The sequence below is a fragment of the Paraburkholderia fungorum genome, from assembly GCF_046027215.1.
In the GTDB taxonomy this organism is placed as follows: domain Bacteria; phylum Pseudomonadota; class Gammaproteobacteria; order Burkholderiales; family Burkholderiaceae; genus Paraburkholderia; species Paraburkholderia fungorum_D.
On sequence record NZ_JAQQEN010000002.1, the window covers coordinates 80,706 to 96,352 of the forward strand.

Annotated in this window: 12 protein-coding genes and 1 pseudogene; 5 read left to right on the forward strand and 8 right to left on the reverse strand. The window is 61.1% G+C overall.

The window, feature by feature from the left end:
- The first annotated feature begins 135 nt into the window (after positions 1-135).
- The 3 genes from PQR27_RS21085 to PQR27_RS21095 all read left to right on the forward strand — a co-directional run bounded on the left by PQR27_RS21085 (position 136) and on the right by PQR27_RS21095 (position 2,910).
- Positions 136-1,086, forward strand: a complete 951-nt coding sequence (locus PQR27_RS21085; protein ID WP_408525602.1) for an alpha-E domain-containing protein — start codon at positions 136-138, stop codon at positions 1,084-1,086.
- A gap of 11 nt (positions 1,087-1,097) precedes the next feature.
- Entirely contained in the window at positions 1,098-1,898 is an 801-nt protein-coding gene (locus PQR27_RS21090; protein WP_408525603.1) for a transglutaminase family protein, read from the forward strand.
- Between the two features lie 142 nt (positions 1,899-2,040).
- Positions 2,041-2,910: a proteasome-type protease gene (locus PQR27_RS21095; protein WP_408525604.1), complete on the forward strand. Its 870-nt coding sequence runs from the start codon at positions 2,041-2,043 to the stop codon at positions 2,908-2,910.
- Between the two features lie 332 nt (positions 2,911-3,242).
- Here PQR27_RS21095 and PQR27_RS21100 read toward each other — a convergent pair whose 3' ends face one another.
- Both PQR27_RS21100 and PQR27_RS21105 read right to left on the reverse strand, forming a co-directional pair.
- Positions 3,243-4,418, reverse strand: a complete 1,176-nt coding sequence (locus PQR27_RS21100) for a porin (protein ID WP_408525605.1) — start codon at positions 4,416-4,418, stop codon at positions 3,243-3,245.
- Between the two features lie 434 nt (positions 4,419-4,852).
- Positions 4,853-6,178 carry a YhjD/YihY/BrkB family envelope integrity protein gene (locus PQR27_RS21105; RefSeq protein ID WP_408525606.1) on the reverse strand — a complete coding sequence of 442 codons (1,326 nt, stop codon included), beginning with the start codon at positions 6,176-6,178 and terminating at the stop codon, positions 4,853-4,855.
- Positions 6,179-6,376: 198 nt separating this feature from the next.
- Here PQR27_RS21105 and PQR27_RS21110 point away from each other — a divergent pair, with 198 nt between their 5' ends.
- On the forward strand, positions 6,377-6,916 hold the full coding sequence (locus PQR27_RS21110) for a YbaK/EbsC family protein (RefSeq protein WP_408528255.1): 540 nt from the start codon (positions 6,377-6,379) through the stop codon (positions 6,914-6,916).
- A gap of 569 nt (positions 6,917-7,485) precedes the next feature.
- On the opposite strand, the gene tnpC is transcribed toward PQR27_RS21110, so the two are convergent.
- The 5 genes from tnpC to PQR27_RS21135 form a co-directional block, all read right to left on the reverse strand.
- Positions 7,486-8,904, reverse strand: a complete 1,419-nt coding sequence (tnpC, locus tag PQR27_RS21115; RefSeq protein ID WP_408523875.1) for an IS66 family transposase — start codon at positions 8,902-8,904, stop codon at positions 7,486-7,488.
- 193 nt (positions 8,905-9,097) lie between these two features.
- A complete protein-coding gene (locus PQR27_RS21120; protein WP_408525607.1) occupies positions 9,098-9,544 on the reverse strand; it encodes an ANTAR domain-containing protein in 447 nt (148 codons plus the stop codon).
- Positions 9,545-9,885: 341 nt separating this feature from the next.
- Positions 9,886-10,476: a BPSL1445 family SYLF domain-containing lipoprotein gene (locus tag PQR27_RS21125; RefSeq protein ID WP_408525608.1), complete on the reverse strand. Its 591-nt coding sequence runs from the start codon at positions 10,474-10,476 to the stop codon at positions 9,886-9,888.
- A 158-nt stretch (positions 10,477-10,634) separates the two neighbouring features.
- Positions 10,635-12,026 (reverse strand): FAD-binding oxidoreductase, encoded by a 1,392-nt coding sequence (locus PQR27_RS21130; protein WP_408525609.1) that lies wholly within the window; start codon positions 12,024-12,026, stop codon positions 10,635-10,637.
- A gap of 401 nt (positions 12,027-12,427) precedes the next feature.
- Positions 12,428-13,303 carry a LysR family transcriptional regulator gene (locus tag PQR27_RS21135; RefSeq protein WP_408525610.1) on the reverse strand — a complete coding sequence of 292 codons (876 nt, stop codon included), beginning with the start codon at positions 13,301-13,303 and terminating at the stop codon, positions 12,428-12,430.
- Positions 13,304-13,405: 102 nt separating this feature from the next.
- On the opposite strand from PQR27_RS21135, the gene PQR27_RS21140 reads away from it, so the two are divergent.
- On the forward strand, positions 13,406-14,392 hold the full coding sequence (locus PQR27_RS21140; protein ID WP_408525611.1) for a zinc-dependent alcohol dehydrogenase family protein: 987 nt from the start codon (positions 13,406-13,408) through the stop codon (positions 14,390-14,392).
- Between the two features lie 17 nt (positions 14,393-14,409).
- Here the strand turns inward: PQR27_RS21140 and PQR27_RS21145 are convergent.
- A pseudogene (locus PQR27_RS21145) lies at positions 14,410-14,652 on the reverse strand (SDR family oxidoreductase); the annotation flags it as partial.
- Positions 14,653-15,647 lie beyond the last annotated feature (995 nt).

Genomic DNA, 15,647 nt, shown 5'->3' on the forward strand with positions numbered 1-15,647 from the left:
GCGCCTGCACAGTTGAGCGTGCACGCGCCGCGGCAACCCAACAAGCCGGCGGACGGGAACCACACCGCCGGCGCACACGGATAACCAGCGCGGGATTTTTTCGAGGCCTCGCGTCATCAGATACGGAACGCCGTCATGCTAAGCCGCACCGCCGATCACCTCTTCTGGATGGCCCGCTACATGGAGCGCGCGGAAAACACCGCCCGCATGCTCGACATCAATCTGAAGGCGCTGCTCCTGCCGCAGACGCCCGAACAGGAGGCGCGCGCGCAACGTTCCGTGTTGCGCATCTCCGAGCTCGAAACCGCGTTTGCGCAGCGCTACGACGAACCGACGCGCGAACACGTGCTCGATTTCATGGTGGCCGATTCGACCAATCCGTCGAGCATTCATTCGTGTCTGCAGGCCGCGCGTGAAAACGCCCGCGCGGTGCGCGGCACGCTGACGACCGAATGGTGGGAAACCATCAACGACACGTGGCTCGAGTTCAACGAGCGGACCGCGGCGGGGCAGCTCACCGCGAATCCGGACGAGCTGTTCGAGTGGGTCAAATTCCGCTCGCATCTGTCGCGCGGCGTGACGATCGGCACCGCGCTGCAGGACGATGCATTCTTCTTCACGCAGCTCGGCACGTTCCTGGAGCGGGCCGACAACACCGCGCGGATTCTCGACGTGCGCTTTGCCGATGTCGAGCCGAATTCGCGCGACGCCGCGCGTCAACTCGAAGACTTCTATTACTGGACTTCGATTCTCAGTTCGGTGTCGGCGCTGGAGATCTATCGCAAGGTATATCGCGATGTCGTCACGCCGGCGCGTGTGGTCGAACTGATGATCCTGAACCAGCAGATGCCGCGTTCGCTGCTGGCGTCGCTCGAGGGCGTCTGCGCGAATCTGGCGATGCTGCGCACCTCGGGCTCGAACCAGTGCGAGCGGTTTGCCGGCAAGCTGCGCGCCGAGCTGGTGTATTCCGACATCCGGCAGATTTTCGAAGCCGGCCTGCACGCCTATCTGACTCAGTTCCTTGCTCGTGTGTTCGAGCTCGGCAATCTGGTTGCGCGTACCTATCTGATGCTGCCAGTCGCCTGACGGAGTTTTTTATGAACCTGACGATCCGCCACGACACCTCCTATCGCTACGAAGCGACTGTCCACTATTCGATCCAGCAATTGCGTCTGACGCCGGCGAGCGGCGCCTCGCAGGTGGTGCGGCGCTGGAGCATCGATGCGCCCGGCAAGCTCGACGCCACCTTCGACGCCTACGGCAACGTGCTGCATACGCTGGTCATCAATAAGCCGCACAGCGAGATCCGCCTGCATGTGGCGGGTGAAGTGGACACGATTCCCCTCGTCGATGGCCTGCTACCCGACGCCGTCGGTCCGATTCCACTCGAGCATTTCACCTGCTGCACGCGTCTCACCGAGGCCGATGCGGCGGTCCGCGAGCTGGCTGGATCGGTGCCGAGCCTGACCACTTCAGCCAATCTGATCGCCCTGTCCGAGCAGATCGTGCAGCGCGTCAAATACAACCCGGGCGTCACCGAAGTCACCAGCACGGCCGCTCAGGCGCTCGCGCTCGGCAACGGCGTCTGTCAGGACCATGCGCATCTGATGCTCGCCTGCTGCCGCGTGCGCGGGATTCCGGCGCGCTACGTGAGCGGCTACATCGAACCGGGTGAGGTGCCACACGGCGCGAGCCACGCATGGGTCGACGTGTGGCTCGAGGGCAAGGGCTGGATTTCCATCGACGTGACGCACGCTGCGTTTGCCAGCGAAATCTATTGCCGGCTCGCCGTGGCGCGCGATTACGAAGCCGCCGCGCCGGTGCGTGGCCGGCGCATCGGCGGCCTGGAAGAGGAGTTGAAGGTGTCCGTCACGGTCAGCACGCAAGTGGCGCAATAGCGGCTCGCGGAACGGCGCGAACGTGCGCCAGACCGCATGGCTATCCGCATCGGGGCCGGCGGGGCCGTAATATGCGGGAAGGGCGCATGCGCGCCGCATTACAATAGCGGCGTTCAGTCGTTTTTCGCGGGTACCTTTCCTTATGACTTACTGTGTCGCGATGTCTGTCGACGAAGGGCTCGTGTTCCTTTCGGACACGCGCACCAACGCGGGCGTCGATCACATCAGCACGGCGCGCAAGATGTCGGTGTTCGAGCAGCCGGGCGAACGCATGCTCGTACTGCTGGGCGCCGGCAATCTGTCGCTCACGCAGGCGGTGCTGCACGAGCTGTCCGAGCCCACCGATCCCTCGCAACCCACCCTTTGGACCGCACCGACCATGGCCGACGCGGCGCGCGTGATCGGGCGCGCGGTGCGCTGCGTGCATCAGCGCGAGGCGGAGGCATTGCACGAATTCGGCGTCGACTTCAATTGCAGCTTCATTCTGGGCGGGCAGATCGCTGGCAACCGGCCGCGTCTGTTCATGATCTACTCCGCGGGCAATTTCATCGAAGCGTCGTCCGTGAATCCGTATTTCCAGATCGGCGAGGCCAAGTACGGCAAGCCGATTATCGACCGCGTGCTGACGCCGTCCACACCGCTCGACGAAGCCGCCAAATGCGCGCTGATCTCGATGGACTCGACGCTGCGCTCGAACCTGTCGGTCGGCCTGCCGCTCGATTTACTGGTCTACCAGAAGGATTCGTTGCGCGTGACGCGGTTTGTGTCGGTCGATCACGACAACGCGTACTTCGAGATGATCCACCGCACCTGGGGAGAGCGCTTGCGCCAGGTGTTCGGCGAGATTCCCGATCCGGACTGGCAGGCGTCGCCGAACGTGCCGCTGTTGCAGCGTGAGCGCGCACTGGTGCTGCATCGCGCGCCAGTGGGTGCCGACGGCGTGGAGCATGAACTGGACGCGAAGCCGGCGCAGACATTGGCGCAAGCCGATAAGGCCAAGACGCAACGATAGGCCAGGACGGGTGTGCAAAGCACCCGAACTCGACCGGCGGCTGATTGACGAAACGAGGCCTCATACGGCCATAGCTGTCACAGCGCCCGCGCGTCCCCATACGGGTAATGCGCAGCCCGCTTCCGGCGATTGGCCCGGCACGAGCGTCCAGCTCACGAGCCAGCACCGCATTGTCGAACTGACGAACGCCGACGGACGACCTTGACGGCTGTCGAGCGGGGCGCGCTTGTGATCTGTCGTTACAATCGCAGGACGAAAAAAAACCAGCCACAGGCTTATCGCCCGTGGCTGGTCTTCAACTGCGTGTTGCTCCAGCAGTCCAACAAGTTCGATTAGAACTTGTGGCGGATGCCCAGGCTGATGACTTCTTGCGACTGGTTGGCCGATTGGTAGCCATAGTCGGCTGCCGACGCCACTGCCGATTGCACGGTGGTACCACCGGCTGCGGTCGGAACGCGCTGCTCGCCGCTGGCGTGCTGATAAACGCCCAGCAGGTACACGTCCGTACGCTTCGACAGGTTGTAGTCCGCGCCCAGCGAAACCTGATGGTACGTCGCGCTCGTGTCGCCACTTGCCTTGGTGTACGTGTAGCCCAGGCCCAGCAGCATTGCCGGCGTCAACTGGTAACCCAGGTACGCGCCAGCGACGTTGTACTTCTCGGTCTGACCAAACAGCGAGAACGCGTCCTGCTTGTACTGTGCGTTGCTGTAACGTGCCGCGATCGTGAACGGACCCGCAACATACTGAGCCGCCACCGAAGCGATGCCCACCGAACTCGCCGTCGAGTAGCCGCCGTTGATGATGCTGTCGATCGTGCCGTCCGACGTACCGTTCCATGTCGGAGCACGTGTGGCACCCGTGGTCGGCGACGGATTGGCGGCGTGGAAGTAACCTGCAGCGATGCTGAACGGACCCGTGCCGTAGGTTGCAGCGCCCGACCACGTCTGACCCGCACCCGTTGCGCCAGCCACGCCGCCGAATGCATACATACCTTCGAACTGGAAGCCGCCCCACACCGGCGAGGTGTACTTGACAGCGCTGTTCGTACGCGACGAGTTGTCGTTGTTGTCAACGTCGCCCGGGGTCGTGAACGTGCTACCGAAGTAGTTGTCGCCCGTCAGCGGTTGAACCAGGTCGACCACCGGATCGTACTGACGACCCAGCGTGACCGTACCCCATTGGTCGCCCGTCAGGCCGACATATGCTTGACGACCGAACATACGGCTGCCTTGACCGAGCTTGCCGCTGTTCGGATCAAAGCCGTTTTCCAACTGGAAAATTGCCTTCAGACCGCCGCCCAGGTCTTCCGTGCCCTTCAAGCCGAAACGGCTGCCCTGAAGGTTGCCTGCAACCATCGACAGCTGGTTCGTACCAGTCGGCGAGGCGTTGTGAGCGTATTGCAGCGAGTCGTCAATCAGGCCGTACAAAGTAACGCTGCTTTGAGCATGTGCCACGCCGGTGGCGCCGAGGAGCGCCAGCGAGAGGGTAGACAGTGCGATTCGTTTCATCCATTTCTCCACGCAGATGATTAGTTTCGTTGTTGCGGAAAGGAGAATAGCTCACCGTCCCAAGCGGCAAGAACTGGAAAAAAAAGAGTGTCTCTAAAAAGTGACACACGCTGCAAGGTCTTGTATTTAAAGCCCGTTAACGATTATTGCGGTTTCCGCAATATTGATTCGTTGACGGCACATTATTGTTGTTTTGTTGATAGTGAAGGGTGCTTTACACACACTTTCGACACTTGTTTGAATGCATTTCGTAATCAAGTCGTCTAGTTGCTGCGTCCACGATGTAGTGACGATATAAAAATCGGGACGCGCTGCGCTTGACGCAGGCGCTAGACAGAAATTACCGGTTGTGAGCAGGCGCAACCCAAAAGTTGCAACCGGTATGCCCAATAGATGCCGGATCGCAGGCCTTTTCAGGCGTGGCGTCTGAGCCTTTACGCGTTGCTCTCGTGGTCGGCGTCGTTGCGGCGCGCCACCGTTGCAACTGCCAATCCGGCTGCGGCGGCGACCAGCACCGACGTCCAGGGATGCCGTCGAACATAGCGATCCGCCGCTTCGGCCTGCCGGCTCGCTTTCACCAGCGTGACGGCTGCAACATGGGTTGCTTGTGCTTCTGCCTGCACGACGGTGTGGCCGATCTTCGCCACCGTCGCTCGTACCGAAGACCCGCTCGCCGGTTGCACCGGTGCGAAAGACGACGCTGGACGAGGCTTGGAGTGAGCCAGGCCGTCAGTCGCGCCGGTAGCGGCTGCGAACCCGACGCGGTTGATCGCATGAGCGTCGGCGCCAGATAGCGCGTCCGCCGATACCGTCGATGCGGCCAGCACCGAGGCCAGCTTGGCGCGGCTGCCGGGGGGCGTGTTGTCCTGCATACCCCATTCGCCGCGCGGATCGTGCACGCGGCCGCGCGCCGCCGAAAATTCCGCGCCGAGCAGCAGTACGACGGCCGAAAAGTACAGCCACATCAACAGGACTGCGAGCGAGCCGGCGGCGCCGAACGAACTCGCCATGCCTGCGTGCGCTATATATAAGGCGAACAGCTTTTTACCCGCGGAGAAAAGCACCGCCGCGACGATCCCGCCGACTAGCGCGTCGCGCCAGTGCACTTTGGCGTCGGGCAGAAACTTCAGCAGACCGGCGAAGGCAAAGGCCAGTACCAGCAGACCGACGCCGAGTTGCAGCAGGTTGCCTATCACCACATACGGCGAGTCGCCCCACAGCCACTTGCCGATAAAAGTGATGACAGTATCGAGCACCAGCGAGACGATCAGGAGGAACGCGACGCCCAGCACCAGTCCGAACGAGATCAGACGCACGCGCACCAGCGCGATCACGCTCGAGCTGCGTGGCCCGGTGTTCGGCCACACGATATTGAGTGCGCTATTGAGGGATGAGAAGGTGGCCGAGGCGCCGATCGCCAGCATCGAGAACGAAATGATGGCCGCGATGCCGCCAGCGCTACCGCTGTGATGGGCGTTCTCGACGATGGTCTGCACGCCCGCCGCAGCCTGGTCGCCGAGCAGGCCGTGAATGTGATTGAACAGTTCGCCGCGTGCGGCTTCGGCGCCGAAGAACCAGCCGGCGACGGCGATCACCATCACCAGGGTGGGCGCGAGCGAAAATGCTGCGTAGAAAGCGATGCTGGCGGCCATGGCGGCGCAGCGGTCGTCGGCAAACTGTTTGAACGCGCCGATCGCCCAGTTGGCCTGTTTGCGGGCCACTATCTGAAGGTTCTCGGTGGAAAGCGTGTCGATATCCATGGTCGTCTTTCTCAATGGTCCTGGCGCCGGGTGCGGCGTGGCCACGCCGTGGAGGCGGGCCCGACGCAGTCTCCGCGCCGATACCTTTCGCAAACCTTGTGCCTGTCACTATATCAAGCGCCGCACGGGTGCGCGGGCGATAAGCGGCGGGCCAAGTGTGCCGTTAGAATGCCGGTGGATCCTCACATTTTTGTCACTATGCACTCGCACGAACTCGTAAAGCAGCTGGACGTGATTCCGGCAGAACAATTGAGCGCGCATTTGCCCGCGCATGTTGTGGCGCAATTGCCGGCCCAGGGCGTGACGGTTTTTGCCGTTAGCGATGACGCTTCCGACACGGCGGAATTCAGTGCGCGATATGGTTTTGGCCTTGAAGACTGCGCGAACACGATTGTGGTCCGCTACAGGAAGGAGGGCGCTGAGCATTACGCGGCGCTGGTCTCGCTGGGTTCGTTGCGCCTCGACATCAATGGCGCGGTGAAGGCTGCGCTGGGTGCGCAGCGGCTGTCGTTCGCCAGGCGGGAGGCGGCCGTGGAGCATAGCGGGATGGAGTTTGGGGGGATTACGGCCTTCGGTTTGCCGGATGACTGGCGGATTCTGGTGGATGCCGCGGTGATGGAGCGCGCCCAAGTGGTGATGGGCGCGGGGGTGCGGGCGGCTAAGTTGCTGCTGGCGCCGGAGGTTTTGAAGGGTTGGGGGCGGTGTGAAGTTGCTGTTATGACGCTTGCCGCAGAGTGAAGGTTTTTTGTTTGTATGCCTACGGTGTTTTGTTTTTCCTTGGTCTGGCTTTTTTGGCCTTTCCTTGCATTCTTATTGGTTTATTAGCGTCGCCCCTGTGCGGGGCAGGCACCTACTTTTCTTTGCCGCCGCAAAGAAAAGTAGGCAAAAGAAAGCGGCTCAAACCGCTAATTTTTAAGCGGGTCCCTTGGCTTGGAGGGTGTAGTGGCTCCGTAGAGATTGGGCCTGCTCACCTGCTCTCGTGAGTGACCAGGCTGTCATGCTTCCGACGGCGCTGCGCGCGCCGATGCGGTACTTCACAAAACCAATCCGATTGGTATTTTCGGCGCCTCGCCGAGGCGAAGCCGATGGCCCCCGCTCACGCGCAACGAAGCGCCTGGTTTCCGTGGCAAACCCAACCGCGACGCACGTAGTGCGGAGTGGGAGCGGATGACGGCTGTGTCACTGGCGCTTATGGACCGAGGTGTGATCCGTTAATCGGACCACCAGCCCCTCCAAGCCAGGGACCCACTTAAGAGTTGGCGGTTTGAGCCGCTTTCTTTTGCCTACTTTTCTTTGCGGCGGCGTAACTATTCAGCAGCAGCCAGAGGCGAAACGACGAACCCCGCGAAGCTCAGGGCCAGCGCATTGATGAGCGAACGGCCCTGTTTGCGTAGGGTAGCGAGGTAGGAGCGGATCGTGCAGAACGCCTGCATGCCCGACTCTGCGCGGAAGCATCCGGAGATTTTCTGTTTGAGTTTGGGCATGCGGATATCGCGTTCGGCCTGGTTGTTGTCGAATGGTACGCGGTACTCCGTAATGAAGCGCCACACCTCGCGCACGTGCGTGCGCAGGCGCGCGAGCAGGTTGTAGGTGAAGCTTTGCCTGACCCTGCCGCGGCGTTCCTTGCGGGTCGGCTCGCGCGCCTGCCGCGGATTGAGCCTTCGCGCCTGGGCAAGCAGTGCCCCGTTGCGTCGCCTGTAATAGCGTTGACGCGGCTCATCCAGCGCTGTGGCGCCCGCGGCCTGACTGAGCTGAACTTCCCGCTTTGCCTGGCAAAGCAGGTCGATCATCTGCTGGGCCCACGGTTGCTCCGTGGACTCCAGCACAAAGACCAGTTCGCGCAGATGGTGTGCATTGCATAGTGCATGTTCACACTCGTAGCGCGCGTAGGGCCCCCAGCCGTCATGTACCGCGATTCCCGGAAAGCCAGGCAGAATGCCGAAGCTGTCCAGCGCCTCACTACCACGCTTGCGGTGTGAGCCATACCAGCTCAACGCGCCGGTCGAGGCGACGTGCAGCCAGTAAGGCGTGCGTCCTACGCGCATGCTGCTCTCATCGAAATGCACCACGGGCTGCTCGCGCAGCGTCTGCCTGATCTGTTCAACCGCTGGCGCCAGCAACCGGGCCGCCTGATCAATGCTGTGCTGCACGGTACCCGTACTCACATGCAGGCCAAACAGATCCGCCAGCGCCTGGGCGGTACGCGCAACCGGCAACTGCTGGTATTGCGTCAGATAGACCGCAGCGGCGCGCACCTGAGGACCATACTGAACCGCCTGGCTCACGCCCTCGGGAAACGCGCCTGAATGGTGCTTGCCGCAGCGGCACTGCGCGATCTGCACGCGATGCTCGGTCACCTCAAGGCGCGTGGGCGGCAGATCGATCACCTGACGACCTTCAGGCAGCACGGTGATGTGAGCGCAGTCGATCCGCTGTCCACAGGCGTCGCACACCGGCGCCACCGGATGAATCTCGATGTGATCGGGCTGCGCCACGCGTTTGAGCGTCTTCCCCGGGTGCCCGGGCTGCGCGCCGGGCTTTGCGCCGCTCGTGCCGCGCAATGACTTCGGCTTGCGCCTGGGCCCATCGCCTGACGGTGGTTTGCTGGAGTTATGACTGTCCTTCTCAAGCTTCGCCTCAAGCTCGTTCAGACGTCTCACCAGATCAACGATGAGCGCGTCCTTCTGCTCCGGTGTCAGGTCCTTGATGTCGGGCATCTTCGTCATGTCCTTCACTATGCACGGCCTGCCTCAGGTTTACAACAGCTGAATAGTTACGCGGCGGCAAAGAAAAGTAGGTGCCTGCCCCGCACAGGGGCGACGCTAATAGACCAATAAGAATGCAAGGAAAGGCCAAAAAAGCCAGAATAAGCCCACCGCCGTAGGCACACAGAAAAAAACCGATAGAGAAAAAAATCAATCAAACATGAACAAAGTACCCTTCAAGAATATCCACAATCCGCCATAACGAACAAGGCCGCCGACAGTGGCCATCAAACCCGGCTTCTTTCAATTGTTCGATCGGATCGAGCGGCCAGATATTACTCATAGCGAGCCACAGGATCTCCGGACTGATCCGTTCACTCCGAACACCACGCGTAAATTGGTAGTCCGAAACTGAATCAAGCCGTGTATCGAGCAAAACCGCATGTGGTTTCCACCACTTCAGAAAGCATCTCACTTTCGTCAGATCGGCGGCGTGGACGGCTTCATATCCCTTCAGTGAAAGCATCAACACCAGCGATTCGCCAATCGCCTTATCACGGTGTCCAATCAATACACGACGCGCCAGCTTCGAAGCGGGTGCGTTGCCGTGCTTCCAAAGTGCAAACTCAGCCTCTTCGTCAGATGAGACGCGTCGTGTCACGGTGGCCCCCAAAAGGCTGCGCGCGGAATACGTAATGTAAACAAAAAGAAAACACTTCGGGAAAAATTACCATTGATCGGTCCATGAAGAAATCGGCCCGGTTCGTCGTCAAACAGATTCACGTACAGTCAACAGTGCACCTAAGTTCTCGCCGAGCCGCCTGTGGAAGCGGTCGGCAATCGTCGGATTATTGAAAGAATCCTCGTCAGGTCAGCATTTTTTACCCAGTCGAAAAGCGCGTATCAGTATCGCGATTGAAGACGCTCGCACGATACAGAAGAAGGTGATGCGCCGCGCAGTCGACAAAGACTGCGCGACTGCGTGGCGATCGAGCGCGTGGCCTAAATCATCAGACGTGAAACTTTGGTGCCTTCGAGCGAGACGCCGGCCATCAAACCGCCGTTGGTCAGCACGAATGCTTCGACGGGGCTGGTAGCGGTCGACGTATCAATCGCGCCGTTCGCGCCAACTTTCAGCACAGCGACGGTCGCGTCAGCGCCCGCTGCCCACCCTTGGCTAGCGAGGAAATTGTCGAGCGCCTCCTGCGTCATGAACAGGAACACCAGCGCCTTGGACTGCGCGCCAATCTGCAAACCGAACGAGCCGGCAACGGTGCTGTAATAGCCCGCCGTCCGACCGGCTACTCGCAACGCGCCTTCGCCGTATTGTCCGCCCACCCAGAAGCCCGCTGAAATCACAGACGGAAACACGAGTACCCCGCGCGCCTTGGCGACTAACTCACGGGAACCGGCGGCATTTGTATAAAGGCGCGAAAGCGTTGAATCGATCCCTGCGTTGATCGAGTCGCGCTTGCCGGCATTGGCCGTTTCCGACGAATTCGAAGACGGTGACGTGGTCGTGCAGCCGGCGAGGCCAAGACCCGCAGTCGCCAGAGCGGCACCGGTAGTCATGATGAATTGGCGTCTGCGCATGATTATTTTCCTTGTGTGTTATTGAAGTCGCTGAAGTTGCATTTTCCATTCAAATCGGTACTTCGGCGATACCGTACGTCAATTGCTAATGAGCATTTACCGTGCCTGATCACGCCGCCCGCGAGCGGGGCGGCGTGATCCCCCGACATCGACATCGATCACTGCCCTGCTGGACGGATATTCTGATTGTGACGGAACAGGTTCTGCGGATCGTATTGGCTTTTCACGGCGACAAGACGCTCATAGTTCGGCCCGTACGCATCCGCCACCCGGCCGCCTTCCTCCTCTGTCATGAAGTTGACGTAGACACTTCCAAGCGCAAAAGGTGCCGACGCTGCAAAGAACGCACGGGCCCAGCCGACGCAACGTTCGTCGTCACCCGCATCGTCCCAGCGGCCATGCACATTCATCACGTATTGCGCGTCGCGGCTCGAATACGCCGTGGCCTCGACCGGTACACGTGAGGTCTGTCCGCCGACCCTCCCGAAGAAGATTTCGCATTGCGTCGACGGCAAGCTGTCGATTGCCGCGAGTAGCGCATCGATCAGGCCGTCCTGCACGGTAGTCAGGTTGTGCGATTTCCAGTAGTTGCGCGCGCCGGGAGCGAGCAGCGGATCGAATGCCTGTTGCCACATCGCGTAAGGCATCGGTCCGAGATGTTCGCCGTAGGGTGTGCCGAATCCGCGTACCGCTTCCACCGCGGCCGGCCCGTTTTCGATCGGGCCGCAGTAGCAGATCGCAAATACGACGACCGGCTTGCCGTGCACTTCCGCTGGCAGGAACGGCAGCGGCGGCGCGAGCCGCAGCACGGACCAGACGTTCAGTTCTTCCGGCATGGTTTCGGCGAACGCGCGGTAGCGTGTCAGTGCGTCCCGTGCCTGATCGAACGGCAGTACCACAAGGCCGCCATATACCAGCGGTCCGACGGCATGCAGGGCAAATTCGAATAGCGTGACGACGCCGAAATTGCCACCACCGCCGCGAATCGCCCAGAACAGATCTTCGTGCGAGTCGGCGCTCGCGTGGACCAGTTCGCCGTCGGCGGTGACCACGTCGGCCGAAACCAGATTGTCCACGGACATACCGTATTTGCGGCTCAGCCAGCCGAAGCCGCCGCCGAGCGTCAACCCCGCAACGCCGGTGGTCGAGTTGATGCCGAGGGGCGTGGCAAGTCCGAACGCTTGCGCTTCGTGGTCGAAATCGGCGAGCGTGGCGCCCGGTTCGACATACGCGCGCCGCGCGATCGGATCGATACGTACCGACTTCATTTGCGACAGGTCGATCACGAGGCCGTCGTTGCACAGCGCGCTGCCGCCAATGTTGTGGCCGCCGCCGCGCACCGCGAGCAGCAGGCCGTTGTCGCGCGCGAAAGCGACCCCCCGGCGCACATCGGCGACGCCTGCGCAGCGCAGGATCATCGCCGGATGCCGGTCGATCATCGCGTTCCAGATGCTGCGGGCTTCATCGAAACCCGCGTCGCCGGGCAGCAGAAGCTGGCCTCGGGTCGCGGTTTTTAGTTCGTCAATGGCGCTATTGGTCACACCAACCATGACACACCTCCAGATATAGGGAAAGAAGCTCTCAGAACAGTATTCAGCTGACCAAAGCAAAATGAATGCGTCTGTCGAGGCTCGGGGCAGCGTCCAGTAAACGGGCTAGCTTTCAAAAGTCAAACAGAGGTAAACCCGTGCTAACCGCCAGCGCGATGAGAAAGCTCACGTGGTAAGCGTGCGCGCGGTGCAGTGAGAACGGTAATGTGTGCCGACGCGGCGGATGGTGGGAACGTTTCCGAAAAAAATGGCGCGCAGAAGTGTTGGGCGAGCGCGTATGTGGTGGTTCTACAGTGACACTTCGCTGCGCAAGGCAGCGGTCTTATGCGGGTGACGTGGGCGCCGATGTTTTCGCCGCTCGCTGCGATAAGCGAGCCGGGACGCGCTGTCACGAGGCCGCGCTACACGTTGCCGATAGCCTCGATCGTCATGTCGAGCAGCGCCCGCAAGCGTGCAAGCCGGCGCAGGTCGCGGTGATAACCCAGCCAGACGGCGCGGCCTGGCGGCGCTTCGCTCAGTTCGACACGCGCGAGGCCTGGGGTGTTGTCCCCGAGCGGACAGGGCAGCACGGCGAGGCCTACGCCTTCGGCGCACATGCGTGCCTGCGCGCCGCGATTGTTGCTGCCGAACGCAATCCGCGCTTTTGGCAGCAGCCGTTTGATCCATGCGACATCGGGCAGTGTGCCGAACGCGCTGTCCATGCTGATGAGCGTCTGTCCGGCGCCTCCGCCGTCATCCGTGTAGGCCGCCGCGAGATCGGCGCGGCCGTACAACGCGTAGTCGATGTGCATCAGCTTGCGCTGGATGATGTCGGCCTCGTCGAATGGCGTGATCCGGAATACCAGGTCCGCCTCGCGGCGCGCGAGACTATAGCGGCGAGAATCGGTGACGAGCTCGATCGACACCTCACGATGTTTGTCGAGAAACCGCGCGAACACCGGCGTAAGTACGTGAATGCCGAACCAGTCGGACGACGACACCCGCAGCAGCCCGGTCAGTTGCTGCTCATTACCACTCAGCGCGCGGCTGAAAGTCAGCGCTTCTTCTTCCATGCGTTCCGCGAAAACCATCACCGCACTGCCTTCATCGGTCAGCACGAAACCGTCGCGCGTACGTTGAAAGAGTGTGTGTCCGACGGCCGCTTCCAGCGCGCGCAGACGCCGGCCCATGGTTGGCTGGGTCTGCCCGGTCAGCCTCGCGGCCGCGCCGAGCGTGCCGCCGCGAGCGATAGCCAGAAAAATACGGACGTCGCCCCACTCCAGTGTCGAGCCATTCATTTTCGTTTGCGTGTCGTGCGGAAGTGTCGATTTACATGCTGTTTCGCATGGAAGATTATGCCCGTATCAACTTGTTTATCTCCATCTTTAAGGAAGGTCGTCATGTCCATGCAAGCCCTCGTTCTCACGCAGCACAATGGCCCGCTCGAATTCGCCGAACTGCCGCGGCCCGTGCCCAGGCAAGGCGAGGTGCTGGTGCGCATCGCCGCGAGCGGCCTGAATCCGCTCGACACCAAGATTCGCGCTGGCGCCGCCGCGCATGCGAGACACCCATTGCCGCTGGTGCTGGGCATCGACATGGCGGGCGTGGTCGAGGCAGTTGGCGAAGGCGTGAGCCGTTTCAAGGCTGGCGACGAGGTGTATGGAATGACCGGTGGCGTGGGCGGTATGCAGGGCTCGCTCGCACAATACGCGGCGGTCGATGCCGACTTGCTGGCGCTCAAGCCGGCGAATCTCTCGCTGCGCGAAGCCGCCGCGCTGCCGCTCGCTTTCGTCACGGCGTACTCGGGGATCGTCGACCGTGCGCATTTGCAAGCTGGCCAAACCGTGCTCGTGCAAGGCGGCGCGGGCGGTGTCGGCTACGTTGCCGTGCAGTTGGCGCGCGCCTTGGGCGCGACTGTGTTCGCGACGGTGAGCGAGCGTGACCGCGCCGCAATCGAAGCGCTTGGCGCGACGCCGATCGACTATCGTGCGCAAACAGTCGAGCAGTACGTGGCGTCTGCAACACATGGCGCGGGCTTCGAGCTTGTCGTCGATACGGTAGGCGGCGCGACGCTCGACGCATCATTCGCCGCGGTGAAGCACTTCGGTCATGTGGTCAGCGCGCTGGGCTGGGGTACGCATGCACTGGCGCCGCTGTCGTTTCGTGAAGCCACGTATTCGGGTGTGTTCACGCTGCATGCGTTACTGTCCGGACAGGGCCGTGCGCATCACGGCGAGATGCTGCGCGCGGCAGCGCGGCTTGCCGAGGAAGGCAAGCTCGCGCCGCGCCTCGACGCCCGGCGGTTCGATCTGAACTCGGCGCAACTGGCGTATGACGCGCTCACTGATGGCAGCGCGCGAGGCAAGATCGTGGTCGAGGTGGCTTGAACAGGGGAGGACTGCGATTAACCCTTTACGAGCGCGCCGTCGACGATCGGATTCTGGCTGGTGACCGCGCGCGACCATCGTGAGAGGAAGAACGGTACGGCGTCCGCGAATTCGTCCGGCGTCGTTATGCGCTGCACCGACGTGGAGCTGGTGATCAGGTCGAACACGAATTCCGAGGTGGCCGCGCTCGCGTCGGTGTTGCGCAGCAGGTCGCCCGACACCATGTTGACCGTGATGCCGTCCGGGCTCAGATCGTGAGCTCACCAAAGGCATGGCGATCGATTCGAGTAGCACGGATTTCAGGGCAACTGATTGAGTCCGGGACACTTCAGAACCGAGCTAACCGAACCACGCGTTAATGACGAGGCCTTCGGCAAGTGACTGATCGATCGCACGCAGTCGCGCCGATGGGCGATATCGAAGAGCTGTTGGGCGCCACGGCTTTTCTATCGGATGACACAGCCGGTTTCGTCAATCGACATATTCTGTATTGGTGATGGTTTGACAGTCACGCTTTGATTTGCATTGCGTGATCGATGCCATTCTGAAAACAGATCTAATTGACAGTCAGTGTAAGCCCGTCGGATTTGCGCCGTCTGTGTGATTGCCCTCATTCGCGCAGTTTCAATCTCTCTCTTTCTGTCCTCGGCCCGGATATACGCTGAAACGAAGCGTAAGGACGCGCCATCTTTCATTTCTCTCCGCGAAGCCTGAACGCCCTTGCGCGGCCTTTGGAGGCGCGAGCGGTCGATTCATATGAAGAAGAAAATAATCAGAAAATTAGTTGGGACTGCATATCTAAAGGCAAAAACGTCCGACTCTCTTTAAAGGTTGGAGTTAACCATCTTTGACGGTTAGGCGGAGAAATTAATCGTAAAGAGCTTGGCAATATCGCATTGCGTGGGCTAGCGCACGGTCCGCAAATGTCACTCCGCATACCTTCATCCTCCATCAGACCCTGCTGTGTTCATTTCATGATTTTGTTCGCGCACAGCCAGTCGTTTCTCCTGAAGCACGTCGAATCGGACCGGGATGATTTGCGGGAGAAAGACCAGACGCTACGCGGTTTTCGAGTGGCGCGAGGAAGTCACGACCGGGCTGTGAAGTTTCATTTTTAACCGCGAACAGAGATGACTGGTTATCGGGATCGTCTTTTGGATATAGTTAGGAGAATGAAATGAAAAGATTGAACGGGGACGTGCGGACGTTGGGGACGCGCAAAGCGGTGCTGGCGGTTGCCGTAAGCCTGTATGCG